This window comes from Bacillus sp. bc15 (assembly GCF_900142585.1).
GTDB classification, from domain to species: Bacteria; Bacillota; Bacilli; order Bacillales; family Bacillaceae_G; genus Bacillus_A; species Bacillus_A cereus.
Genome location: NZ_FRBJ01000002.1, coordinates 634,146 through 657,879, shown reverse-complemented (window position 1 = coordinate 657,879; position 23,734 = coordinate 634,146). Strand labels below are relative to the sequence as shown.

The following is a 23,734-nucleotide window of genomic DNA, read 5'->3' as shown; positions in this document are numbered from 1 at the left end:
GGAGATTTATATGATCGGAGTTTCCATTTATCTTTCAAAAGAACGAGTAGAGAAACAAAAAGAGTGGCTAAAAGTAGCGAAGGAAAATGGGTTTACATCTATTTTTACATCACTGCACATTCCAGAAGATGATCCAAATACGTATAAAGAGTTAATTCAAATATTAGGGAAACAAGCTCTTGCACATGAAATGGAGTTAATGGTTGATGTTTCTCCAAAATCGTTACATCATTTAGGGCTAACATATGAAAATGTGGAAGAACTATTGGACTGGGGCATTACCGGTTTAAGAATGGATTACGGCATTGCGCCAAAAGAAATTGCAAGCGTATCTCATAAGATGAAAGTAGCTTTAAATGCGAGTACGATTACAAAGTCATTTTGGAAAGAGTTACTTACAGAACATATACGAGTAGAGAATGTAGAAGCGTGGCATAATTTTTACCCACGTCCAGAGACAGGACTAGCAAGGTCCTTCTTACAAAAGCAAAATCAATATTTACAGGAGTGCGGAATAAAAACGATGGCATTTATTCCAGGAGATGCGGAAAAACGTGGTCCGTTATATGAAGGTTTACCGACGTTAGAGAAACACCGCAATATGCGCCCGCTTGAAGCGTATTTAGAACTGGTTCAAGATTGTGGCGTCGATAAAGTGTTGATTGGGGATATAAGCGCAGGTTTGGAAAGCATGCAAGAAGTAGCTAGTGCGAGTAGAGGGATTATTCCATTGCGTTACAAATCATTTATAACTGATAAAGAAGTATTAAAAGTGGTGGAGCAAGTGCATACAAATAGACTAGATCCGGCTCGTGATGTTATTCGATCTGTAGAATCAAGGGAAGGAAATAGAGTGGTGTTACAGCCGATGCATACAATTGTAAGAAAGAAGGGCAGTATTACAATTGATAATGAATTGTACGGTAGATATGCAGGGGAGATGCAAGTTGCCACACATGATTTACCTGTAGATGAGAAAGTGAATGTTGTTGGAATGGTTGTGGAAGAGGACGTTTCTTTACTGCCTTATATTGGCGCTGGAAAAATGTTTCAACTTTTTTTATGCGATAGAATAAAAGCTCGAATTAGCGCTATTTTGTAAGAAAACATTATCCGTAAAACGGATAATGTTTTTTGTTTTCTTTAAAAAAGTATTTGACGAATGAAATAAAATACCGTATTGTTTTGACTTGTAAATAAAAGTTCACCATAACAAAACAAAAAGGAGAGTTCAAAATGAATCAATATATTGGGAATTTAATTATTCGTATCGTGTTAGGAGTTACGTTCTTTGCACACGGTTTAGCAAAATTTCAATCAGGTATCGATAATGTAGCAGGATGGTTTACAAGCATCGGTTTACCAGGTGGCCTTGCATACGGCGTAGCAACTGTAGAATTAGTTGGTGGTATATTATTAATTATCGGTTTAGGTGTACGATATGTAGGATTGTTATTCGCTCTTATTTTAGCTGGAGCTATCGTAAAGGTAAATGGAGCAGCAGGTTTATTAGGAGATGGAAAGAATCCAGGATATGAATTAGATCTTGCATTATTATCAATGGGTGCGTATTTATTCGTAGTAAAAGCAGAAGGATATGTAGATCGTTTCTTAAAAGAGAAAGTAATGAAAACGAAGTAAATTTTATTTATAAATTGTTGACTTGAAGAATTATTGTAACTATAATGATTACAACTGATGAATTACGAATGAAATAATTTAAATATTTTTTTACACAAGATGTAACTGCATTGGTTACGTCTTGTGTAAAAATAAATAAACGGGAGGAAGTAATATGCCTAAATCAAATTTAGAAATTATTCAAAGCACGTATGAAGGATCAGCTTCTTCGAATGCAAAGCATTTAGCAGAAGCCCTCTCTGAAAAAGTGGAATGGACAGAGGCAGAAGGTTTCCCGTATGGCGGAACATATACAGGCGTAGAAGCTATAATGGAAAATGTATTTAGCCGTTTAGGATCAGAATGGGATGATTATAAAGCAAGTGTAAATACATATCATGAAGTAAACGGAAAAGATGTAATTATTGCTGAAGGTATGTATTCTGGAGTTTATAAAGAAACAGGAAAATCATTTGAAGCAGAATTTGTTCATATATGGCAGCTTGAAAATGGAAAAATCGTGAAGTTTAAGCAGTATGTAGATAGTCATATTGTTAGGGAAGCGATGAAGAGCTAATGCTTTTTAAATGGATTGTAGGTATATGTATTACCATTATGGTAATCATCTCTTCTATAGTTGGCGGAAAGAAATTGCTTGCATATGTGGAAAAAGAAAATACAAATATTCAAACCGAGCAAGCGGCAAACGAAAAAGAGAAAAAAGCTGCAGAAGAAGCCCCGCAAATTAGTGAAGGTGAAATTATTTCTACTATGCATAAAATGGTGCATCAAAAGGTAAAATCCTCTGAAAAATGGGGATTTGTAGAGATGACAAAAAAGGAAATTTCTAATGTAAAAAGAGATATTGAAAATAGTACAGGTTTTCAATATAAAATGAAGTTATTTTCTATTATAAATAGATGGGAAAAAGGAGATTTTTCTCAAACTGTTGAGGAGCATAACTTTTTATGGAGCCTTCAAGGTGGAGATACCGGCAAGGCGACGGAACGTTTATCGCCAGAAGAGGAAAAGCAGTATATAAAAGAAATGAAGAGTAAATAAAAACATCGCCAACCTAGATGACGATGTTTTTTTATTAAGAATGTTTTCGCATTAAAGGTCTAACAGGCTGAACGGCAACAGTTTTGAAATGAGAAAATAAATAACATCCTGTTACAACGACAATTGTCCCTAAAATTTGTATCCACGTTAATTCTTCTCCGAGGAATATGAATGCTAAAATGGCTGTGAAGATTGGATTGAAGTTTAGAAAAATACCTGATGTAGTTGCGCCTAATTTTTGTACACCAATATTCCAAAATACCATACAAAGAACTGTCGAAATAAGCCCAGTATATAAAAGTGATGTGATGAAAGAAGTATTTATATTTGAAACAGTGAAGCTACCTATGTTAAACGGTAGTAATAAAATAACGCCGAAAATACCAGAGTACAACGTTGCCATAAGTGGTGTAGTTGTTTTTGTTGCCCATTTACTGCAAACAGAATAGATTCCCCAAATACAAACTGCTGCAATCATCCATAAATCACCGCTATTAAAATGTAGTGAAAATAAAAGCGAGAAATCACCTTTTAATAGGACGAGGATAACCCCGAAGAATGAAAGAATCATGGATAGGATTTGAAGTGTATTTACTTTTTCTTTTAGAAATAATACTGAAAATAATGCGATTGAAATTGCATTCAAAGTAGAGATAAGACCTACATTCGTAGCGGATGTTTTTTCTAATGCTAAAAATTGAAAGATGTTAAAAAGAGCGACCCCTGAAATTCCCATCAATATTAACGGAAGTATTGCGGTACGTGGTGGAAGGATTTTCTTTTCTTTAAACCATACCATTGGTAATAAACAAACAATCGCAATCATCCATCTTAAATTTGTCAGTGTCATCGGCGATGCATGATCGACGAGTGATTTTCCAACGACAAAATTTCCTCCCCATAATAAGCTCGTTAGTAATAGTAAAAAGACGTAAAAATAAGGCATGCTAAAATCCCCTTTTTTGTAATCAATACGAATTGTAAATAATTTTAGCATTTTTCTTTATTGTGTAATATATTCTTTTGTATAATGGTGAAAACTCGATAAAATATTTAGTTATGAATGATATTTAAGGAATGATATTCAGTTTTGTGTAAGGTATAAGGTGTTTTTTCGAATAATCATCGGTAAGAAAAAAGGGGGAATTGTAATGGAGTCGTCTGTTATTAAAGTGTTGGATGATTTGGATGTACAAATTTTAGATATATTGCAGAAGGAGTCACAAGTAAGTAATGCAGAGCTGGCACGTCGCGTTAATTTATCACCGGCTGCGATGCATGCAAGAATAAAAAGGTTAGATGGGGAAGGGTTCATCGATAAGCAAGTTGCGATTTTAAATCAAGAAAAGCTTGGGTTTGATTTATTATGTTTTATTTTTATGAGTACAAATATTCATCAATTTGACAAGCTGGAAGTGTTGGAGAAAGAATTAGAATCGATGCCGGAAGTGTTAGAATGTCACTGTTTAACAGGAGAGTACGATTATTTATTAAAAGTTGCAAATCGTGATCGTAAAGAACTGGAGCAGTTTATTAGAAAGCTGAATAAGCTTGGTATTACAAGGATACAGACAAGTTTAGCACTTCGTGAAATTAAATATTCGACGGTATTGCCGATACGAGATGAGGAACCGAGCATCAATTAGATTGCTTGGTTTTTTGTTTGCATAAAGTGATTGACGAGGAGAAAAGAGAGCTGTATTATTATATAAAATTATGAATTAAAATTCATTTAAAGTTATAAATATTAATATCGAGGGCAAGGGGATGTAATATGAAAATCTTTAATGCGGTGACGAGTGATGTGAAAGAAATTTATAGTCTTATTGAGGTTTATGCAAAAGAGGGAGTGGTTTTACCACGTTCTCTTTTGTCTCTTTATCAATATTTGCAATGTTTATATGTTATGAAAGAAGACAAGAGAATTGTTGGAGTTGCTGGATTGCATGTATTAGGAGAAGATCTTGCAGAAATACGATCGTTAGTAGTTTCGCATACATATGCAGGGAAAGGGATAGGGCGTATGCTCGTAAATCATGTAATGGAGGAAGCTACGAAAATAAATGTAAGAAGAGTAATTTCCTTAACATATGAAACAGTATTTTTTCAAAAGTGTGGATTTGATTTTATAAACAAAGAAGCGTTGCCAGAGAAAGTATGGATTGATTGTAGACATTGTCCAAAGGTGGATTATTGTGATGAAGTGGCGATGGTGCGGTATGTTGGATGAAAAATTTATAGGGAAAAAGTTCCCACTATTATTTACATATATAGTGGGAATATATATTTCCATAAGAAATGGACAGGTTATTAAGAATTTGAGTTCTTTTGTCTCACGGCAAAATTATAAAGTGGATCTTTAAGTTCATAGTTATACGTTAAACCGTCGACAATTCCTACAACTTTATCATTATCATAAAGGTCGAGCATAAATTGTGCCATTTGTTTTGCAGTGTGGAATTTTGGTACAACATTATCGTATTGGAATTCATCAATATCAAATGAACGCTTCGCAAATTCTGTTTCAGTTGCAGCAGGAGCTAAAACTTTTGCTTGCAGTTTTGCGCCTTGTTCTTTCAGTTCGTGAGACAGCCCTTCTGTAAATGCACTTACATAGAATTTCGTAGCGCAATACGTAACAGCATCAGCAACAATCGTGTATCCGCCGCCCGATGAAACGTTAATAAGCTGTGTTCCATCAACCATTGAATAATCTCGAACGAAAAGAGAAGAGAGTATTGTTAGTGCTTCTATATTTACATGTAACATCGTTTCGATTTTATTTAAATTTTGTTCAGCAATTGAGGCGAAATTACCAAAACCTGCGTTGTTAATCCACGTTTCAATTTGAAAAGCTTGTAGGCTTTCATAAAGTTTATAAACATCTTCAGTAACAGATAAATCAGTTCTTCGAATGACAACATCTAACTCCGGATGCATTTCGTTAATTTTTAATTTTAATCCGTTTAATTCTTCTTGTCTTCGAGCTACAAGTACTAAATTTTTTCCGCGAGATGCAAATGCTAAAGCTGCTTCATAACCAATTCCGGAACTTGCACCAGTAATAACCGTGTATTTCATATAAAATCCCCCTAAATTCAAATTCATTTATGGTTAGATTGTATTTGTTAGAGTATACTCTAAGTCAAATGTTTTTTATAAATTTGATACGGTCATAAAATATATGAGGGTAAGCATGTGGAGGGAGCTTTAGTATGTACACAATTAGTGAGGTAGCAAAATTATTAGGCGTGAGCACACATACACTACGTTATTATGAAAAGGAAAATATATTAATTGCAAATCGTGATACAAATGGAAATCGACTTTACGAAGAGTCACATATAAAGTGGTTGCAGTTTGTAATGAAATTAAAACAAACGCAAATGCCAATAGCGAAAATAAGAGAATACGCTAGATTATATACAGAAGGGGTGCATACAACAGAAGCTCGTTTACAGCTCCTAGAAGATCATAGGAAATCTATTCAGATTCAAAGAGAAAACTTAGAGGTTACAGAGAAGATGCTTGAGAATAAAATTCGTACATACAAAAGCTCATTGGAAAATAAATAGATGTTGTTATGTGATGAAAAATGGATTTGATCTATGAGTATTTCATCATAGTGTGCGGATAAATAAAAAAGAGCAGTTAGCAAAAGCTAACTGCTCCATTCAAGGGATCTCTCCAAGGGGGAGTGGAGAAAATATTATGTTACTAGCATTATTGACAGATTATTAGGAAATATACAAATCAGATGAAAGAAATTTTAAATAAACTTTCGGCATTGACAGTTTTTAAAATGTTCATGTACAATATATATATGAATGACATTCAGTCATTTTGTATGACAGGATGCAGTTTACTTGGAAACGGAACAAATATAAATGGTAAATGAGGATGATATTTGTTTTTATATAGTATTGATGAAAGAGTATATTTTTTTAAAATAAAAATGACTGATAGTCAGTCATAAGAGGTGAGAGGTATGAAAAATAGAGCTTGGTTATATGTCATATTAACATGTATCTTTGAAATTTTTTGGGTGTTTGGTTTTAATACGGCTAATACTTGGTGGCATTGGATTATTATTTTAGGAGTTATCGCTGTTGATTTTCACTTCCTTTCTAAAGCGTGTGAACATCTTGCAACAGGAACTGTATATGCTGTTTTCGCTGGAGCTGGTACGGTAGGTACTTTCTTAATGGATGTATTTCTTTTCGGTGGAAGTTTCAGCGCAGGCAAACTATTCTTCATTCTTATGGTAGTAGCCGGCGTTATCGGTTTAAAGTTAGCTGACAATAAAGAAGAAACTGTGGAAGGAGCTGCTTAAAAATGGGTTGGTTTTTCGTATTTTGTGCTGCAATTAGTGAAATAGTCGGTGTGATAGGACTTAAAATGTATAGTAAAGATAAGACATTAGCCAATGGTGCGATTTATATAGGTGGGTTTGCTACATCCTTCGCATTTTTGTATACTTCCTTCTTATTTTTACAAGTAAGTGTCGCGTATGCGGTTTGGATTGGTATCGGAACAGCAGGTGCAGTTTTGTTAAACATGTTCTTGTTTGGTGAGTCGAAAAGTAAAGCGCGTATCATTAGTGTGTTTCTTATTGTATGTGGAGTGACAGGATTAAAGGCACTTTCTTAAAGGTATATTGTATTTTTATCTCCTAATTGTTTATTAGGAGATTTTATTATAAAAAAATGATTTCCTCTTAGAGTTCACTATCATTGACAGTACAATCGATTATCTTATAAAATGAGTGACAGTCATTCAATATGCGTGTGAAAGGGTTTAGATGATGAATAAAAAAGAGAAAATTGTCTATGCAGCTATTGAAGTGTTTCAGGAAAAGGGCGTCGAAAAAACGAAGATTTCTGATATCGTGAAATTAGCTGGCATTGCGCAAGGAACTTTCTATTTATATTTTCCTTCTAAGTTATCTGTTATGCCTGCAATAGCAGAAGTGATGGTTGAAAAGATGATACTTGCAGTGAAAGAAAAAGTGCAAAACGATGCGCCTTTCTCAAGTAAAGTGACGCAAGTAATAGATGCGGTGTTTCACTTTATAGCTGAATATCGTGAAATACAAGCTTTAATGTATGCTGGTCTTGCATCTACAGAACATATAAAAGAATGGGAAGCTGTGTATGAGCCCCTTTATATGTGGCTAAGTGAATTTTTAAATGAGGCAAAAGAAGCTGGTGAAATTCGTGATTCGGTTCACGCAGAGCGAACAGCGAAGTTATTTATCGCTCTAGTTGAATCAGCAGCGGAACAAGTGTATCTATATGATCATAAAGATGATGAGCAAGTCGAGCTACAAAAGGCAGAAGTACTAGATTTTTTAACACATGCACTACATATAAAGAAATAGTGAGATGAACCTGTCTGAAAAGGTAGGTTCATTTTTGAGGAAAACTGAATGATAGTCATTCACCTAATGCGTATGTATGTGTGGAAGGATAGTGTGAAATTCTAACGAGTAGGGGGCATCTCTACTCATGACTAGCCCACAAATAGAAGGATAGAGAAAAAGCTTCTTGGGCATTATTTTTTGAGAGGAACTTACGGGAAGAGGTGTTAAAAAGTGAAGAAACCGATAAAAGAACAAAAGATGGTATTGGTCATTCTTTTGAGTAATATATTTATCGCTTTTTTAGGGATTGGATTAATCATTCCGGTTATGCCGTCCTTTATGAATGATATGGGTTTAACAGGGAAGACGATGGGATATCTCGTTGCAGTGTTTGCAATGGCACAGCTCATTACTTCACCTATTACAGGCCGGTGGGTTGATCTTTACGGTAGAAAGAAAATGATAATCATTGGATTATTTATTTTTGGTGTTTCAGAGCTTCTTTTTGGATTAGGAAAAGATGTATGGATGCTTTATGTAGCAAGGGTATTAGGCGGAATTAGTGCTGCTTTTATTATGCCTGGTGTTACGGCATATGTTGCGGATATTACATCTATTCAGGAACGTCCAAAGGCGATGGGATACTTATCTGCGGCTATTAGTACTGGATTCATTATAGGGCCTGGAATCGGCGGATTTATTGCAGAATACGGTATACGTGTGCCGTTTTTCGTTGCAGCAGTAATTGCTTTTATAGCATGTGTGATTTCGATCTTTATTTTAAAAGAACCGTTAACGAAAGAAGAACTTGCAGAGATTTCTTCTAATACGAAAGAATCAAGTTTTATTGGGGATTTAAAGAAATCATTACATCCAATGTATGCAATTGCATTTATTATCGTATTTGTACTCGCATTCGGATTATCAGCGTATGAAACAGTGTTTAGCTTATTCTCTGATCATAAATTTGGTTTCTCGCCGAAAGATATTGCGGCAATTATTACAATTAGTTCAATCTTTGGAGTAGTTGTGCAAGTATTTATGTTTGGCAAATTGGTAGACATGTTCGGTGAGAAAGTGTTAATTCAAATATGTTTAATTGTAGGTGCAGTATTAGCATTCGTCTCAACTGTAGTCTTTAATTATTGGATTGTACTTCTCGTTACTTGCTTCATTTTCTTAGCATTTGATTTACTTCGTCCAGCTTTAACGACATTTTTATCAAAAGCAGCCGGAAAAGAGCAAGGATTCGTCGCTGGTATGAACTCGACTTATACGAGTTTAGGAAATATCGCAGGACCAGCGATGGGCGGAATATTATTTGATATGAATATTCATTATCCATATGCATTTTCAGGCGTTGTTTTAATAGTTGGTCTCGGCATTACATTTATGTGGAGAGAGAAACAGTTGGCTGAAAGTTTTGCGAAGTAATAAAACCCCTTACGACGGTAAGGGGTTTTTGTTTTATAAGCTTAATCCAAACCGTTTTAATTCAATAAAAATCCCCTCTAATTGCTTTCCTTTATCCGTTAATGTGTACTCTACACGAGGCGGAACTTCTGGATATACTTTTCTCGTTATAATGCCTTGAGATTCTAATTCCTTTAGTCGAAGCGATAATGTTTTTGGACTAATCCCATCCATTGATTTTTGTAAATCACTAAAGCGTAATGTTCCTTCGATAAGAAGATCACGAATGATTAAAAATGTCCATTTTGTACTAATTACATCAAGTGTTTTAGCGATAGGACAAGGTATGCCCGGTAAACCTTTCGTTAATTCAACTGGATCTATATTGTTCATGGAACTAGCCTCCATAAAATTTTTTAGATGAATTTGCTTTATAGTATCACAAAACTATACTTTTGGTAACTATATGAAAAAAATATCACTACTTCCATAAAGGAAGTTAGTGCATATACAATAGCAATACGAAACAAAAAGGATTTATATAAGGAGGTGGTGATTTCCATGGGGATAAAAAAGTTATTTGGGTTTCTTAGTTTGTTTGTTATTTGTATTGTGCTTGTAGCATGTGGTGTGGAACAAAAAACTGAAGTTCAGTTATTAAAAGAAATGCCAAAGCCAAAAGCAATGACAATTGATCCCTCACTAAGTAAAAAAGAAGCGACAGAAATGGTTCATGCGGCGCAGCGTTTTTATGCATTTTGGGATACAGGTAAGGAGGAACTTATTCCGCAGACTGTTACTAAAGATTTCTTCGATAATACATTGCCGAAAGGGCGACCACAAGGCATTGAAGGATTAAAGTTTGCAGCGCAAAATTTTCGTAAAGTTGTGCCTGATATACATTGCGAGATTGAAGACTTATTAGTTGTTGGTGATAAAGTAACAGCCCGTCTTTCTTTTACAGGAACACATAATGGTAAGAAAGTTAATTTTTTTGCAATTGATATTTTACATGTGAAAGACGGAAAGATAACGGAAGATTGGCATTTAGAAGATAATCTTACACTACAGCAGCAACTCGGCTTAATAGCTGAAGAGTAGATCATATAGGGGAGAGAAAAACGATGAAAAATATATTTATTATAAATGGACATGAAAAATACGGTACAAAGGAAGGACGATTAAATAAAACGTTAGTAGATTATATGGTTACTGTATTAGGCGAGAATCATCATGTGAAAACAACAACGATTCAAGATGGTTACAATATTAAAGAAGAACAAGAGAAGTTTTTATGGTCTGATGTTGTGATTTATCAAACACCAATTTACTGGTTTAGTGTTCCAGGCTTATTTAAAACGTATATGGATGAAGTATATGAATACGGTTTGTTCTTTAAAGGTGCAGATGAATATGGAACAGGTGGTTTATTAAAAGAGAAAGAGTATATGTTCTCTACAACTTGGAATGCACCTGAAAAAGCATTTGGAGATAAGACGAAGTTCTTTGAAGGAGAAAGTTTAGAATCAGCGCTTAGTCATTTACACCGAGTGCAAAAGTTTCTCGGTATGAGTCCGTTAAAGAGTTTTGCTTGTTATGATGTGGTGAAGAATCCGGATATAGAGAAGTTTTTAGTGAACTTGAAAGATCACTTAGATGGAGTAATTAAATAATAGTATGTGAAGAAGGTACTACTAAGGATGTAGTACCTTCTCCTTTTATAATGACTCACATTTTAAGACATGGATGGCTGTATCCATAACTTCGCAAAATTTGCCCAACCGAATGAATCAATTGTTACGTTTTTTAAAGAAGAAGGGTATGTTTTTCTTTTTAGAACGTGATAGTTAAATAAAATGATGTGTTCTGCTTGTAAAAACTCTTCAATCTCATACATGAGTTCATAGCGCTTTTCTTTATTTTCTTCTAGTAAAAATGTATCTAGTAAACAGTTAATTTGTTTTTCGTAGTGCGGGTCCATGAACCGATTTACGAAGCAACTTTTATTTTTAAATACATTTAAGAATGCAATTTCATGATTGGCAGCAAATACTTCTCCCATGAAAATAATATCAGTATGTTTATCAATAGAGCGATTCATATAATCTGAAACGGGAAATGGGTGAAGCTCTACTTGTATACCTAAACTTTCACATCGTTCTTTTAAGAAATATGCATCATTTGCACTATCTTTAAATGCGAAGAAGTAAATATGTATCGTTTCTCCATTATATGTACTCTTTTTCAAATACTCTTTTGCCTTTTCTAAAGAGTAGGATCTTCTTGTTGCAAGGCGGCTTCTATCAGGGAAAAAGCTTGATGCAGCAATTGTCCGTCTACCCTCTATGTTACGAAGTATCATTTCAACATCATATAGTTCTCTCCAAGCTTTTCGAAAGTAAATGTCGTGATGAGGACCAGGTTTTTTAAAGTTGAAGCTAGCATAAATACAACCTATTTCTTCTATTTGTATATCATGCCTTTCATTTTCCTCTTCGTTTGGTAGTTCATAATCAGCATCTATTTGCACATGGTCAGGAATACCCCAAAATTCAATACGGTCTAATAACGCGCGCTCTTTAAAATAATGGGTGAACGCTTCGAGTATGATATTATCTTCAGAGTAATGAGCAAGTTTGAAAGGTCCAGTACCTATATAATGATGATTTTGAATACTCGTATCACGCGGTAAAATTGCGAGCTGCATTGAACTTACATAGTGTAAGAAAAATAAATTTGGTTTCGCTAAATGGAATCGAATTTGTAGTGGTGATGGCGTTTCAATTTGAACGATTTCTTCTGTTAACCATTCGAAAGGAGAGTAAACTTCTTTTAGTCTTTCAAATGAAAATTGTACATCTTTAGAAGTTAAAACTGTTTCGTTATGAAAATATACATCCTTTCGTAAATAAAAAGTCCACGTAAGCCCGTCTTCACTTAATTCCCACGTATGCGCAATGTGAGGCTCCATTTTTTCAGTAACATCGTTATAGACGACTAATGTATCAAAAATTTGACTCGTAAGATGGCTCTCTGTAGTTACAGCCACAAAAGCCGGATCTAATGGGAATATCTTTCTCGATATAGGAATCTTTAATACGTCGTACATATCATTTGAAGGTTCGTATCCAAAATGATGATGTAGTTTATTTTCTATCTTTTTTTGAAGTGCGAGGGGGAGGGGTTCTTTTAAAAGAAGAAAGATATCTTTTAATTTTTCTTGCGCTAACAGTTCATCTGTATAGGACTCAATCGCTTCTACGAAATTATGTATAAATAGAATTTCCGTTTTATTTCCGCGGCCTCGCCCTGGAGTCCAGCTAATTAATTGCTCCTCGCTCATTTTCTTTAATAAAATCTTTACGTTTTTCGTACTGCAATATAAAACATCCGCTAATTCTTGTAAGCTATTTCGCATATGTTGTTGATCTTGTGCATGTAGTCTTAGTCTAATGTAATAGTCCATAATTTTCATATATACACTTCCTTCTATCATAAAAGGGGAAACTCTTTAGAATATTCTAACCTTTTTCTTCCTTTTTTTCAAAGTAAAATAAGTAAGCATAAGGAGGGGAAACAATGGGATTTTGGAGTATGCATCGAAATATAAAAATTAGAATTATAACATCGTTTTTAACACGTACTGTGTCCACGATGATTTTTCCATTTATGGCGATTTATTTTTCCGTAAAGTTAGGTAGCGCGATTGCTGGTGCGTTACTACTTATTAATGTCATAGCTTCATTAGTAATTGGTTTATACGGTGGATATGTTGGAGACCGGCTTGGGCGTAAAAAGGTTATGATTATCGGTCAAAGTATACAAGTCATTTCCATTGCTTGTATGGGAGTTGCGAATTCGGATTACGTTGACTCACCGTGGTTAACATTTATCTTTATGCTAGTGAATAGTTTAGGATCGGGACTTATGAATCCTGCGACAGAAGCGATGTTAATTGATGTGAGTACACCTGAAAATCGAAAAGTGATGTACAGCATTAATTACTGGGCTATTAACTTATCCATTGCAATTGGAGCGATATTTGGAGGATTACTATTTGAAAACTATAGACTACAATTGTTTATCGTATTAACGCTTGTTGCCATTATGACTTTATATGTGATGGCTGTGTATATGGAAGAAGTGTATGTAGCACGAAAAACGATGGAGAAGAAAAATGTATTAAAAGATATGGCAGATAGTTATAAAGTCGTGATGAAAGATAAAGCATTTTTAATTTTTTGTGCAGCGAGTATATGTACATTATCGTTAGAGTTTCAAATTAATAATTATTTAGGGGTACGTTTGCAGAAGGAATTTGAAACGGTGCACTTTTTATTCGGGAATGGTTTTACGTTTGATTTAACAGGTATTCGCATGCTGAGCTGGATTTCTGCAGAGAATACAATTTTAGTTGTGTTATGTTCAGCACTTCTTATTAAAATGCTGAAAAGCTTCAACGATTTGAAAATCTTATATGTAGGCTTATTTATTTACACGATTGGATTTACAATACTCGGAACGAGCAATAGCTTATGGATTTTATTAATTGCAGGGCTTTTCCAAACAGTAGGCGAGATGATGTATGTGCCAGTGCGTCAATCTATTATGGCAGATATGGTGCCAAATGAGGCAAGAGGTTCTTATATGGCGATTAACGGAATGGTCTTTCAAGTGGCAAAAATGAACGGGGCATTAGGTGTTATGCTAGGTTCATTTATTGCATCTTGGGGTATGAGTGCTCTGTACTTTATCGTTGGTATGAGCAGTATTTTATTATTTATGAAGGCGATAGGGAAAGAGAAGTATGAGGGGGAGGTTTCTCAGATTGGATAAAACGATATGAAAAGCGATGCTAGAAATCGCTTTTCATATGGCTTTTAAAACGGATCAACTTCAGCTAAATCAGGATTGCTATTTGGGTTTGTTAATAAGACTTTCAGCTCACCTACTTCAGAGAGCGCAACGAGGATATAACCACTAATAAGGACGACAAGTCCGATGACCCTTAATGTTTGCAGTGTAATATCACGGCTATTGTTTTCGGAGTTGTCTTGGGGCGTTGAAGGTGGATTGTTATTCATAAATAAGGCTCCCATCTTTTGTATTTATATATGTGCGAAATCATTATTTAACTTATGGATAGGAATTATATAGTCATTTTCACTATATGAGAACTGCCTATGAAAAGTGATAAGGAATTTTGGGGCGAGAAAAGGGGGGAATCCAAAAGATTATTAAAACTGAACTTTTGGATTCCCCCCTTTTTTATTTATCCTGCTATTTGTGGTGGTCGGATTTCCTGCAAACGACCAGTTGGTGAGGGATAATTAATCAGTGGTGGATGAATAAAACCCCACTGATTAATTATTTTCATGTAAATAAAAGGAGGTTAGTTAACCGAAGTAGTTATCCTAATATACGCAACGATTCTTCAATAAACGCTGGGATGTCCTCTGGCTGTCTACTTGTTACTAGCTGATTTTGACATACGACAACCTCTTTGTCATGAAAGTTCCCGCCGGCATTTTTCAAATCGACTTTAATAGATTTATATCCAGTTACATCGCGTCCTTCAAGTGTTTGTGCAGTGATGAGTAGCTGAGGTCCGTGACAAATAGCGAAAACAGGTTTTTCCGCATCCATAAATGCTTTACTAAAGCGAACAAAACGTTCATCGGCACGAAGTATATCTGGAGAAAATCCACCCGGTATGAAGAGGGCATCAAAGTTCTCTGGAGAAACATCATCAATACTTTTATCAATCACGACTTCACTTTTTCCTTGCTTACCGTGTACCGTTTTACCTTTTTCTGCTTCAATAGTTGTTAATTCATATCCCTTTTGTTTAAAAGCTTCTGCTGGCTCTGTGTATTCTGTGTCCTCGAAATAATCCGTTATTAAAATAGCAATTTTTTTACTCATTCTAATCCGCTCCTTACATTATATTATTGGCTCCAGAATCTTCCTTGGGCAATGCCTTCTATAAATGATTCAATTGAAGTATTTGTTAAGTTGTAAACTCCTGCTCCATCCAGTTTAATCTTACTATGGTCCAAAGCATGAGGATTACTAAGGACATGAGCTATCGGTTTAAAATGTTTAAAAGTAGTTTCTGCAAATTCTAAAACAGGGGGTTGAATGACAGACTCACTACTAAACACTAATACTGCATCAAAAAGGGAGGAGTCTGTTGTTGTATAAGTATCAGTTACTTTAATGGAATCATTGAACTGATAAATTTTATTATCTATGATGCTATAGTTAATTCGGTGTTGTACAAAAGCTTGAATCCATTCGGACAGAAGTGAGACGCTTGGTTCACCATTTAATAGAATTGCAACATTTTTGGAATCAGATTTAAAAATAGTATTGGACATACTTAGTGCAGGTGATTTTGCATCTGAATTTACTTCGTGATTTACCTTAGGTAAAGGAGCTCCAATAATGTTAGCGACTTCTTGTGCTAATTGACGATCGACGTGGTTTAGAAGAGCAATTACATTTGCCTTCACCATGTCTGATTTACACTTCCCAACTTCAAAGCAAAAAGCTTCTTTTATGTGCTGCTTTTCAATAGGGCTCATACTATTGTAGAAAAGTTTAGCCTGAGAATAGAAGTTAAGAAAGCTTTTACTGCGACCTCTAATTTTATGCCCATCAATCTTTTCTTGATAATGTTCATATCCTCCTTGTTCGGCTTGGACGGTTGCAGGTTGATTGTTATTTAATCCATTAGGATGATAGCTTGTTTGACCGCGATGAATCTGCATTTGATGCATACCATCACGTTGATTATTATGAAAAGGACATACGGGTTGATTGATAGGGATTTGATGGAAATTAGGGCCCCCTAAACGAGATAATTGTGTATCTGTATAGGAGAATAATCTTCCTTGCAGAAGAGGGTCATTTGAAAAATCAATACCTGGTACGACATGACCAGGGTGAAAAGCTACCTGCTCTGTTTCAGCAAAGAAGTTATCAACATTTTTGTTCAGTGTCATTTTACCAACTAATTTTACGGGAACTTCTTCTTCTGGCCATAATTTCGTTGGATCTAAAATATCAAAATCAAATTTATGTTCATCTTCTTCTGGAATTAACTGTAATCCAAGCTCCCATTCAGGATAATGCCCTTTTTCAATTGCTTCGTATAAATCTTGACGATGAAAATCAGGATTTTTCCCAGCAATCTTTTGAGCTTCATCCCATACTAATGAATGAACCCCGAGGGTAGGTTTCCAGTGAAACTTTACGAAATGGGCTTTTCCTTCTGCGTTAATGAGTCGAAATGTGTGAACTCCAAAACCTTCCATCATTCGTAAACTACGCGGAATAGCTCGGTCGCTCATTTGCCACATGACCATATGAGTGGACTCAGGATTATGCGCAACAAAGTCCCAAAAGGTATCATGAGCGCTAGCTCCTTGAGGAATATCATTATGTGGTTCTGGTTTAACTGCATGGACAAAATCAGGAAATTTAATAGCATCTTGGATAAAGAATACTGGCATATTATTACCCACTAAATCATAGTTTCCTTCATCTGTATAAAATTTTGTGGCGAATCCGCGTACATCTCTTACTGTGTCATTGGATCCTTTAGAACCTTGAACGGTTGAGAACCGTACAAATACAGGTGTTTTCTTTGAAGGATTAGTAAGAAAATCTGCTTTCGTATATGCTTCTAACGATTCATAAAGCTGAAAATAACCATGAGCACCAACTCCGCGTGCATGAACAATCCTTTCGGGAATTCGTTCGTGATCAAAATGGGTCGTTTTCTCGCGAAAGTGGAAATCCTCCATTAAGGTTGGGCCTCTTAAGCCCATCTTTAAAGAAAATTCATCTTCAGCTATTTTTACCCCTTGATTTGTTGTTAAAGCATGTTTGCATTGATTGTCAGTAACGTGATGCTTCAGTTGTTCCGTTTTTTTATTCACAATATAGGCCCCTCCTTTACTCTGTTAATTAATAGATACCCTTTTTATTAGGTCGTAAACATGTATTATCGTTTTTGTATGTAAAAATCATAAAATATCGGTTGTTTCAGTGATTCTTGTTTGAGGAAGCAAAATAAAAAAGCCAAGGAGATAATTTATTTGCTCCTTGGCTTTTAAGATATTTCTTTTCGTTAAAACGAAGAAACGCGTTGCTTTGTTTTTGGTACAATAATAAATTTGATCCAGAGTAACCCGACAATCATAATGATAAGGCTATGTAAAAATTGACCTGTAGCAATGAGTATAACAATTGAAAATACAATGAGTTGAATACTTAGCAATATAAAGATTAAGCGAAGAAATTGCTTCATTCTTTCTTCAGTACCAATCGGATATAATGCTACAATAATATTTCCTGAAAAATATTTCCACAGTGAACGGAGCTGCATAGAAATCATATATAGAACGATGTAAGCGATAGCGCCTTTTACGTATATATTTGGTATGAAATATAAGGCGAAAGCACCGATCAATCCTAAGCGAATATATATGCCGAAATAATCATTTCCACGTAAAAATGCTAGTGTATGTAAGTAGAAGAAAGTTGCTCGTTTTTTATGTAATAAAGGTTCAATCCAATTTGTAAGCCATTTTCTTTTATTTACTTGTTTATTCAGTTGCGGAACATCTGTGAAAATGCTAGCAAATTGATAAAAACGAACGTTCATTTTTTCTTCTTGCTCGATTATGTAATCCCAAGGTATTCGTTTTGTAGGCTGTTTTTTCGTATATAGAAGTAGGAAAGCAAGTAGTAAGAGTAGTCCGCCCAATATGAGAACATTTGCGGAATAAAACAGCATGAAAATGATTAGGGCGTTACAAGTAATACGAATGATTAGCCATATGTTTTTTTCGTGACTATCACGCCACATCCAATGTATGTACATGTTCCAGGCTTTCGTAATCATTAACATGATAAAGATTGTACATAAAAAAGGAACCGTTAATTGCAATGATTGCATAGCAATTGGAACGAGAATAAGGAACGTAAATAACAATGGGAAAAGCTGAATGATGTAATTGTATAGAAGAGATTTTTTGAAATAAGATGTTAATTTCTCTTCTAGTGCTAGTAAATAGACAGCATCAGGTTTTTGAATAAATGTACGGATAGGGCATCTCGTTATAATGAATGTAAGTACAATCGTGATGAGTAGTAAAGATATTCCTTTAGAAGGAGATGTTTTTAGAAACTGAGCATAGTAGTATGCGCCAACGCATGAAATAAAGATAAAGCTATATAGTAAACCGTTAATCATACGTGCAAAGTATGTAATGATATTTTGAATATGTTGTTGGAAGCGACTGCTCCATAGCGATTCGATTGACATGTTTTTCACCTCTTTGTTCTATTATATATGTTTTACAAAAGAAAAAACGAGCAAATTGCGTTATGCAACTTGCCCGTTTTTCTTTTCGTTATTTTTTTTCTGATCACGATTCATTAATGGATAGAAAGCAAATCCGATTACGAATAAACCAATTCCGAGAAGGAACGTTTTTATATCGGATGCGCCGGTTTTAATAACCCATAGTGCGTAGCAAAGTGCGATAACTGCGACTATGCCATCTGTAATTCTTGCCCGCATTTCATTTTTATATGTTTCACCAGTTGCGACTAGTTTTAACTGGAAGATTGGTGAAACGAGATATGGAATGAGGTAGGCCAGTGTTGATACGGTAATAACGAATGTATAAGCTTCCGCAATGGTTCCTGATAATGTTGAGAATAGGAACACTTGCGACATAATGTTTGTTAATCGTAATGAGTAAATTGGACTTCCTTTTTTATTTGTTTTCGTGAAGAAGGAAGGGAAGAAACCTTCTTTTGCTGCTTGATATGGTACTTCTGAGCTTAATAAAATCCAGCCTAAGATAGAACCGAACAGGGAAGTAAGAGCAAGTAATGCCATCAGTTTCCCGCCGCCATGACCCATTGCAGCGTTTAATGCATCTGCTAATGGACGTTCAGAAGCTTGTAATTTATCAACGTGAAGTACACCCATTGTTAAAATTGTAATTCCTAAGTAAATCGCAACTGTAATAAGTAATCCCGCAACTGTTGCACGTTTTACCGTTTTTGGAGAAACAGCACGGTTTGATAAAAGAACGGCTGATTCAATTCCGATAAACGCCCAAAGCGTTGTAAGAGCCGCTAAATTTACTTGTGAAAGAAGACCGTGTGATGCACCTGATTTATCGATCATCGGTGTGTACCATTGTCCAAATTTAGAAGCTTCGAATGCAAATAACGTAACGACGATGAATAAAAGGAATCCAGTTACTTTCGTTGTTGTTGCTAAGAAGTTTAGTTTTCCAGCTCCGCTTACACCATTTGTTAATATAATATGAGTTCCCCAAAGTAAGATGGAACAAATCGTAAATGTAATTAGTTTTCCGACTTCTATGTTAAAAGAACCGATTGAAAATAGCAGTCGCGTATCTTTCATAATTGGGAAGAAGAGTGATAAATATCCCGCAAATGATGTAATGATGGCAACGTTACTTGCCCAGTTTGCAACCCAATATCCCCATACCATACTGAAGCCAGCCATTTTTTTCTTTTTTGGTGTTGAGAATAAAGCATATGCATGACTTTGTGGTCCTGTCGTTAAATCAGGACGACGAATTGCTAAATTACCGAAAACAAGAGCTAGCATTAAAACACCAAACCCTGTAGTCAACCAAGCTAAAGTGACACCGAGTGGGCTTGCTGTTTGTGCCAACGTACTTGGCACCATGAAAATACCAGCGCCAACCATGTTACCGACAACGAAAGCTGTTAGTACCCAAAAGCCCCATTTTTTTTGTTGCATAGAAAATACCTCCAAAGTTAGTATAACCAAGTCAAGCGAGGAGATATGTATGTCTTCTTAGTAGAGAAGAGAAGTCCCAAACAAAACAAAAAAAGCACGTAATCTGCCGCTACATGCTTTCTATCTTATAAGAAACCCACGACATACCTCTCGATAGCTCTCCACAAACGAAACGTTTGTGACAGTTCTGCACTTATTAAATGCAGACCCAGCAAGCGTGCATGGTGGACACGACTTACTTCGGCAACCATTCCTTTCTCATTCCTTCATCAATGCCACTACATCTCCTGAAATGATACTCTTAATGATTGCAACCTCTACCTCACCGAGATACGAATGAGGATTTAAATATTAAATTAACGTCTTTAAGAGTAACAAATGTATTTTTATACGTCAATGGATATAGTAATAATCAGATTATAGAGAAGAGTTTGTGATTAAAAAGGGGGTTAGGAGAAGATGTAACGATTATTAGTTCTGCAGAAGAAACAGCGATAGAGTTAAGTACCATTTTACAGCACAAAGGAATTTTGTCTGACAATCTGAATCCGAAGCATCGTTTTTTTACGACGGGATCTGTTTTATCATTTGAACATATTGCTGAGCGATGGCTAGGATATCACATTTCTGTAGAATGTGTGGATTTACCCGTAAAGAATGCTCGTATCTGTAATTAGACTGTATTAAAGTACTTTTTGTTCAATAAATTAGGTTAGTTGCATAAGAAGGAAAAAATGCACTTTTAATTGAAAGGATTAAGGTCATTTCAATTAAAGGGGAGATTGGATTATGGAATTATCAAGATCTCAATTATTTGCTTTAGAGTATATTTCAAAATATGCAGAGAACGAAAAACGTGAGGCTAAAGCAACGATTAATCATATACTTAAAATGTCTAATATTACAGATGAAATATTTGAAGAAGCTGTCGCTAATTTAAAATCTCATGCAAGGATTGCTTTACACTTTCATCCAGACAGACTTGATTCGAGTATGAAAAGTGTTGCTGAAGCATTGTTTGAGCAAGGAGTATATAAAAGTCAATTTGAAACATTACTATCTAATGGAAGCGTATCTGCTTACCCTGGTGGTGAACGTGACCTTTGGGAAAAGAGAATATTTGGAGGGGCATATCAATTAGAAGGCGTAACGAATGAGCAACGGCCAAAATACGGAGCGCTAAATTTAATGTTACATCCAGATGGGCCGGCTCCGCGTTTTGGTTCATGTTATTTTCTTTTATCTCCAAAAGTTTCTTCGCGCTCTACATATACGTATTTAGATTCGCATCAAGATCCGAAAGAAAAGGGGACTTATGAGGAGTTTGATATGATTTTAGCTGCTCTTTTGGAAGAGACATTTGTAAGAGATTTTGCAATTGGTGAAGGAAATTTGACGCCAACAATATTAATTAATCATTTACTAGCTAACCTGAAAAGGCCGTTTATAGATTTAGTAAGCAAAGAGCCAGCCCGTAATCTTAATCATTATATTGAAGCGCAGATTCATGGAGAGATTTCTCTTAAAGAAGACGTGGAGGCGCTTGTTGCAGATCCTTCATTTAAGGGTACGGATGTAGGAAAAGTTTTAGAAGAAATTTGCCTGAAGTATGCGATTGATTTGTATTGGCACATCGGTTTTGTACTTGCGGTAGACGAAGTTCCAATGGATTTTAGAGGTTCAAAAATGCCATCTTTAGCAAGACGCATTGCACGGAATCATTGCATCGATGCAAATATAATTGGCTCTGCTGTAGTGGATTTGAAGCGCAATCCATTATCTTGGAGTGATCGTGGAACTTATGAAGAAGTGCTTCAGGAATTAAAATTATTATGGCATGTTTTAGTTCGATTTGGAAAACCAAATCGGAAGTAGAACGAAATACTCCGTTTTTCGGAAGTATTTATATAGAAAAGAAGCTGATCTAAAAATAGATCAGCTTCTTTTTATAAGATTAAACTAAGTTTAATACTGTTACTTTTTCACGTGTCATAGACTCAAGGCTCTTACGAATACCTTGTGCGCCCATACCTGAACCTTTTACACCGATGAATGGGAAGTGGTCAGGGCCGCGCTCTGTGCGTCCGTTAATTTGTACAGAACCAGTTTCGATTTTGTTAGCAATTGCAAATGCTTTGTTAATGTCTTTAGTGAAGACACTTGCTTGTAAGCCGAACTCTGATTTGTTAGCAATTTCAATTGCTTGTTCATCTGAAGAAACACGGATGATTGGAAGGATTGGGCCGAATGGCTCTTCCCAAGCAACTTTCATCTCTTCTGTTACGTGATCGATTAATGTTGGGTAAATTAAGTTACGCTCACGTTTGTTACCGATAACGATTGTAGCACCTTTTTCAACAGCATCGTCAACTAAACCTTGAACGAAATCAGCAGACTTGTCGTCGATTAATGGAACGATTGTGCTGTCTTGTTCTGGAGATCCAACTGATAGTTCAGCTACTTGCGCTTTTAATAAGCTAACAAGCTCGTCCGCTACGTTTTCGTGTACAAGTACACGTTTAATAGCTGTACAACGTTGACCAGAGTAAGAGAATGCACCGCTTACGATATGGTTTGCAGCATCTTGTAAGTCAGCATCTTCACGAACGATACCAGGATCTTTACCACCAAGTTCTAATACAAGTGGAATCATTGAAGCTTTTTTCGCTAAATGTTTACCTGTGTTTGTACCACCTGTGAACGATACCATATTGATGCCTTCGTGTTCTACTAAGTAATCACCAATTACAGAACCACGTCCTGTCGCTACGTTTACAAGTCCTTTTGGAAGGCCAGCTTTATGAAGTGCTTCAACCATTTTAATACCACTAATTGCACCTTGAGTTGCTGGTTTGAAAATAACAGCGTTACCCATAATTAATGCTGGTGCAAGTTTTGCAGCAGATAAGTTTACTGGGTAGTTAAATGGTGCGATTGCTAATACAACACCAAGTGGTGCGCGTTGGATGATCGCAAGTTTCGATTTCGTTCCGCCAGGGAAGCTATCGCCCATCATGCTTTCTCCGTGCATATGTAAAGCTTCTTCGATCGTGTAACGAATGAAGTCAGCTGTACGAACAACTTCTTTCTTCGCATCTTTATAGCCTTTACCGACTTCTTTCATAATGATATCGGCAATTTCATCCTGCATATTTACGAGCTCGTCAGCCCATTTATATAAGTATTTTGCGCGATCTTGTAGGGAAGCTTCAGCCCATGATTTTTGAGCTTCTTTTGCAGATGCAATTGCTTCATCTACTTCTCCGCGAGTAATTGCTTGTACTTGTCCAATTACTTCGTGTAAGTATGGAGATGGAATTTCGATTGTTTCTCCTGAAGAGCTTTCTCTCCATTCTCCGTCTAAATAAAATTTGTACGTATTGCTAGTTGTCATGATTAGTCCTCCTAAAATAGCAACTTGTAAGAGTGAGTATAAGGTGATTGTAGGGGGTTTG

General features: G+C 35.6%; 25 protein-coding genes, 1 pseudogene and 1 riboswitch. Of the genes and pseudogenes, 16 read left to right on the top strand and 10 right to left on the bottom strand.

Annotated features, from left to right (window positions below):
- The first annotated feature begins 10 nt into the window (after positions 1–10).
- The 4 genes from BUA87_RS13235 (at position 11) to BUA87_RS13220 (ending at position 2,682) form a co-directional block, all read left to right on the top strand.
- Positions 11–1,102, top strand: coding sequence for a DUF871 domain-containing protein (locus tag BUA87_RS13235; RefSeq protein WP_072939899.1), 1,092 nt, complete (start codon positions 11–13; stop codon positions 1,100–1,102).
- A 134-nt stretch (positions 1,103–1,236) separates the two neighbouring features.
- Positions 1,237–1,641 (top strand): DoxX family protein, encoded by a 405-nt coding sequence (locus BUA87_RS13230; protein ID WP_001077751.1) that lies wholly within the window; start codon positions 1,237–1,239, stop codon positions 1,639–1,641.
- 154 nt (positions 1,642–1,795) lie between these two features.
- Positions 1,796–2,197, top strand: a complete 402-nt coding sequence (locus BUA87_RS13225; protein WP_001126708.1) for a nuclear transport factor 2 family protein — start codon at positions 1,796–1,798, stop codon at positions 2,195–2,197.
- On the top strand, positions 2,197–2,682 hold the full coding sequence (locus BUA87_RS13220; protein ID WP_072939896.1) for a PRK06770 family protein: 486 nt from the start codon (positions 2,197–2,199) through the stop codon (positions 2,680–2,682). Before BUA87_RS13225 ends, BUA87_RS13220 begins: the two co-directional genes overlap by 1 nt.
- A 34-nt stretch (positions 2,683–2,716) precedes the next feature.
- Here the strand turns inward: BUA87_RS13220 and BUA87_RS13215 are convergent, their stop codons facing one another.
- Positions 2,717–3,628: a DMT family transporter gene (locus tag BUA87_RS13215; RefSeq protein ID WP_001146242.1), complete on the bottom strand. Its 912-nt coding sequence runs from the start codon at positions 3,626–3,628 to the stop codon at positions 2,717–2,719.
- Between the two features lie 205 nt (positions 3,629–3,833).
- On the opposite strand from BUA87_RS13215, the gene BUA87_RS13210 reads away from it, so the two are divergent.
- Together BUA87_RS13210 and BUA87_RS13205 are read left to right on the top strand one after the other, a co-directional pair.
- Complete coding sequence (locus BUA87_RS13210) at positions 3,834–4,328, top strand: Lrp/AsnC family transcriptional regulator (protein WP_000446096.1); 495 nt, start codon at positions 3,834–3,836, stop codon at positions 4,326–4,328.
- 128 nt (positions 4,329–4,456) lie between these two features.
- Positions 4,457–4,912, top strand: a complete 456-nt coding sequence (locus BUA87_RS13205; protein WP_072939894.1) for an N-acetyltransferase — start codon at positions 4,457–4,459, stop codon at positions 4,910–4,912.
- 80 nt (positions 4,913–4,992) lie between these two features.
- Here the strand turns inward: BUA87_RS13205 and BUA87_RS13200 are convergent, their stop codons facing one another.
- Positions 4,993–5,763 (bottom strand): SDR family NAD(P)-dependent oxidoreductase, encoded by a 771-nt coding sequence (locus tag BUA87_RS13200; RefSeq protein ID WP_000878082.1) that lies wholly within the window; start codon positions 5,761–5,763, stop codon positions 4,993–4,995.
- A gap of 134 nt (positions 5,764–5,897) precedes the next feature.
- Here BUA87_RS13200 and BUA87_RS13195 point away from each other — a divergent pair, with 134 nt between their 5' ends.
- The 5 genes from BUA87_RS13195 to BUA87_RS13175 all read left to right on the top strand — a co-directional run bounded on the left by BUA87_RS13195 (position 5,898) and on the right by BUA87_RS13175 (position 9,478).
- Positions 5,898–6,257 (top strand): MerR family transcriptional regulator, encoded by a 360-nt coding sequence (locus BUA87_RS13195; protein WP_000288074.1) that lies wholly within the window; start codon positions 5,898–5,900, stop codon positions 6,255–6,257.
- A gap of 413 nt (positions 6,258–6,670) precedes the next feature.
- Positions 6,671–7,015, top strand: a complete 345-nt coding sequence (locus tag BUA87_RS13190; protein WP_000796020.1) for a DMT family transporter — start codon at positions 6,671–6,673, stop codon at positions 7,013–7,015.
- 2 nt (positions 7,016–7,017) lie between these two features.
- A complete protein-coding gene (locus BUA87_RS13185; protein ID WP_000539671.1) occupies positions 7,018–7,332 on the top strand; it encodes a DMT family transporter in 315 nt (104 codons plus the stop codon).
- A gap of 151 nt (positions 7,333–7,483) precedes the next feature.
- Positions 7,484–8,062 carry a TetR/AcrR family transcriptional regulator gene (locus BUA87_RS13180; protein WP_001996782.1) on the top strand — a complete coding sequence of 193 codons (579 nt, stop codon included), beginning with the start codon at positions 7,484–7,486 and terminating at the stop codon, positions 8,060–8,062.
- A 213-nt stretch (positions 8,063–8,275) separates the two neighbouring features.
- On the top strand, positions 8,276–9,478 hold the full coding sequence (locus BUA87_RS13175) for an MFS transporter (protein ID WP_000742945.1): 1,203 nt from the start codon (positions 8,276–8,278) through the stop codon (positions 9,476–9,478).
- A 33-nt stretch (positions 9,479–9,511) separates the two neighbouring features.
- On the opposite strand, the gene BUA87_RS13170 is transcribed toward BUA87_RS13175, so the two are convergent.
- On the bottom strand, positions 9,512–9,850 hold the full coding sequence (locus tag BUA87_RS13170; protein ID WP_001059470.1) for a winged helix-turn-helix transcriptional regulator: 339 nt from the start codon (positions 9,848–9,850) through the stop codon (positions 9,512–9,514).
- 168 nt (positions 9,851–10,018) lie between these two features.
- Between BUA87_RS13170 and BUA87_RS13165 the strand changes: the two genes are divergently transcribed.
- Together BUA87_RS13165 and BUA87_RS13160 are read left to right on the top strand one after the other, a co-directional pair.
- Positions 10,019–10,558, top strand: a complete 540-nt coding sequence (locus BUA87_RS13165) for an ester cyclase (protein ID WP_016097794.1) — start codon at positions 10,019–10,021, stop codon at positions 10,556–10,558.
- A gap of 23 nt (positions 10,559–10,581) precedes the next feature.
- Positions 10,582–11,130, top strand: coding sequence for an NAD(P)H-dependent oxidoreductase (locus BUA87_RS13160; protein WP_016513642.1), 549 nt, complete (start codon positions 10,582–10,584; stop codon positions 11,128–11,130).
- 62 nt (positions 11,131–11,192) lie between these two features.
- On the opposite strand, the gene BUA87_RS13155 is transcribed toward BUA87_RS13160, so the two are convergent.
- Positions 11,193–12,953, bottom strand: coding sequence for an SgrR family transcriptional regulator (locus BUA87_RS13155; RefSeq protein ID WP_072939891.1), 1,761 nt, complete (start codon positions 12,951–12,953; stop codon positions 11,193–11,195).
- 83 nt (positions 12,954–13,036) lie between these two features.
- On the opposite strand from BUA87_RS13155, the gene BUA87_RS13150 reads away from it, so the two are divergent.
- Positions 13,037–14,293 (top strand): MDR family MFS transporter, encoded by a 1,257-nt coding sequence (locus tag BUA87_RS13150; RefSeq protein ID WP_000508235.1) that lies wholly within the window; start codon positions 13,037–13,039, stop codon positions 14,291–14,293.
- A gap of 44 nt (positions 14,294–14,337) precedes the next feature.
- Here BUA87_RS13150 and BUA87_RS13145 read toward each other — a convergent pair whose 3' ends face one another.
- From BUA87_RS13145 to BUA87_RS13125, 5 genes are all read right to left on the bottom strand, one after another.
- On the bottom strand, positions 14,338–14,541 hold the full coding sequence (locus BUA87_RS13145) for a hypothetical protein (RefSeq protein ID WP_001063872.1): 204 nt from the start codon (positions 14,539–14,541) through the stop codon (positions 14,338–14,340).
- Positions 14,542–14,866: 325 nt separating this feature from the next.
- Entirely contained in the window at positions 14,867–15,382 is a 516-nt protein-coding gene (locus BUA87_RS13140) for a type 1 glutamine amidotransferase domain-containing protein (RefSeq protein ID WP_071713870.1), read from the bottom strand.
- Between the two features lie 23 nt (positions 15,383–15,405).
- The gene (locus tag BUA87_RS13135) at positions 15,406–17,403 is read right to left on the bottom strand and encodes a catalase (RefSeq protein WP_072939887.1); all 1,998 of its coding nucleotides are present in this window, start codon (positions 17,401–17,403) and stop codon (positions 15,406–15,408) included.
- A gap of 191 nt (positions 17,404–17,594) precedes the next feature.
- Entirely contained in the window at positions 17,595–18,794 is a 1,200-nt protein-coding gene (locus tag BUA87_RS13130) for an ABC transporter permease (RefSeq protein WP_071713868.1), read from the bottom strand.
- A gap of 60 nt (positions 18,795–18,854) precedes the next feature.
- Complete coding sequence (locus BUA87_RS13125) at positions 18,855–20,279, bottom strand: amino acid permease (protein ID WP_023521252.1); 1,425 nt, start codon at positions 20,277–20,279, stop codon at positions 18,855–18,857.
- Between the two features lie 146 nt (positions 20,280–20,425).
- Positions 20,426–20,607, bottom strand: a riboswitch (Lysine riboswitch).
- A 109-nt stretch (positions 20,608–20,716) separates the two neighbouring features.
- Between BUA87_RS13125 and BUA87_RS13120 the strand changes: the two are divergent.
- Positions 20,717–20,956: pseudogene (locus BUA87_RS13120) on the top strand (glutamate racemase); the annotation flags it as partial.
- 112 nt (positions 20,957–21,068) lie between these two features.
- Positions 21,069–22,154, top strand: coding sequence for a DUF3626 domain-containing protein (locus tag BUA87_RS13115; protein ID WP_071713866.1), 1,086 nt, complete (start codon positions 21,069–21,071; stop codon positions 22,152–22,154).
- A 79-nt stretch (positions 22,155–22,233) separates the two neighbouring features.
- On the opposite strand, the gene gapN is transcribed toward BUA87_RS13115, so the two are convergent.
- Positions 22,234–23,673: an NADP-dependent glyceraldehyde-3-phosphate dehydrogenase gene (gene gapN / locus BUA87_RS13110; protein ID WP_000213615.1), complete on the bottom strand. Its 1,440-nt coding sequence runs from the start codon at positions 23,671–23,673 to the stop codon at positions 22,234–22,236.
- Between the last annotated feature and the right edge of the window lie 61 nt (positions 23,674–23,734).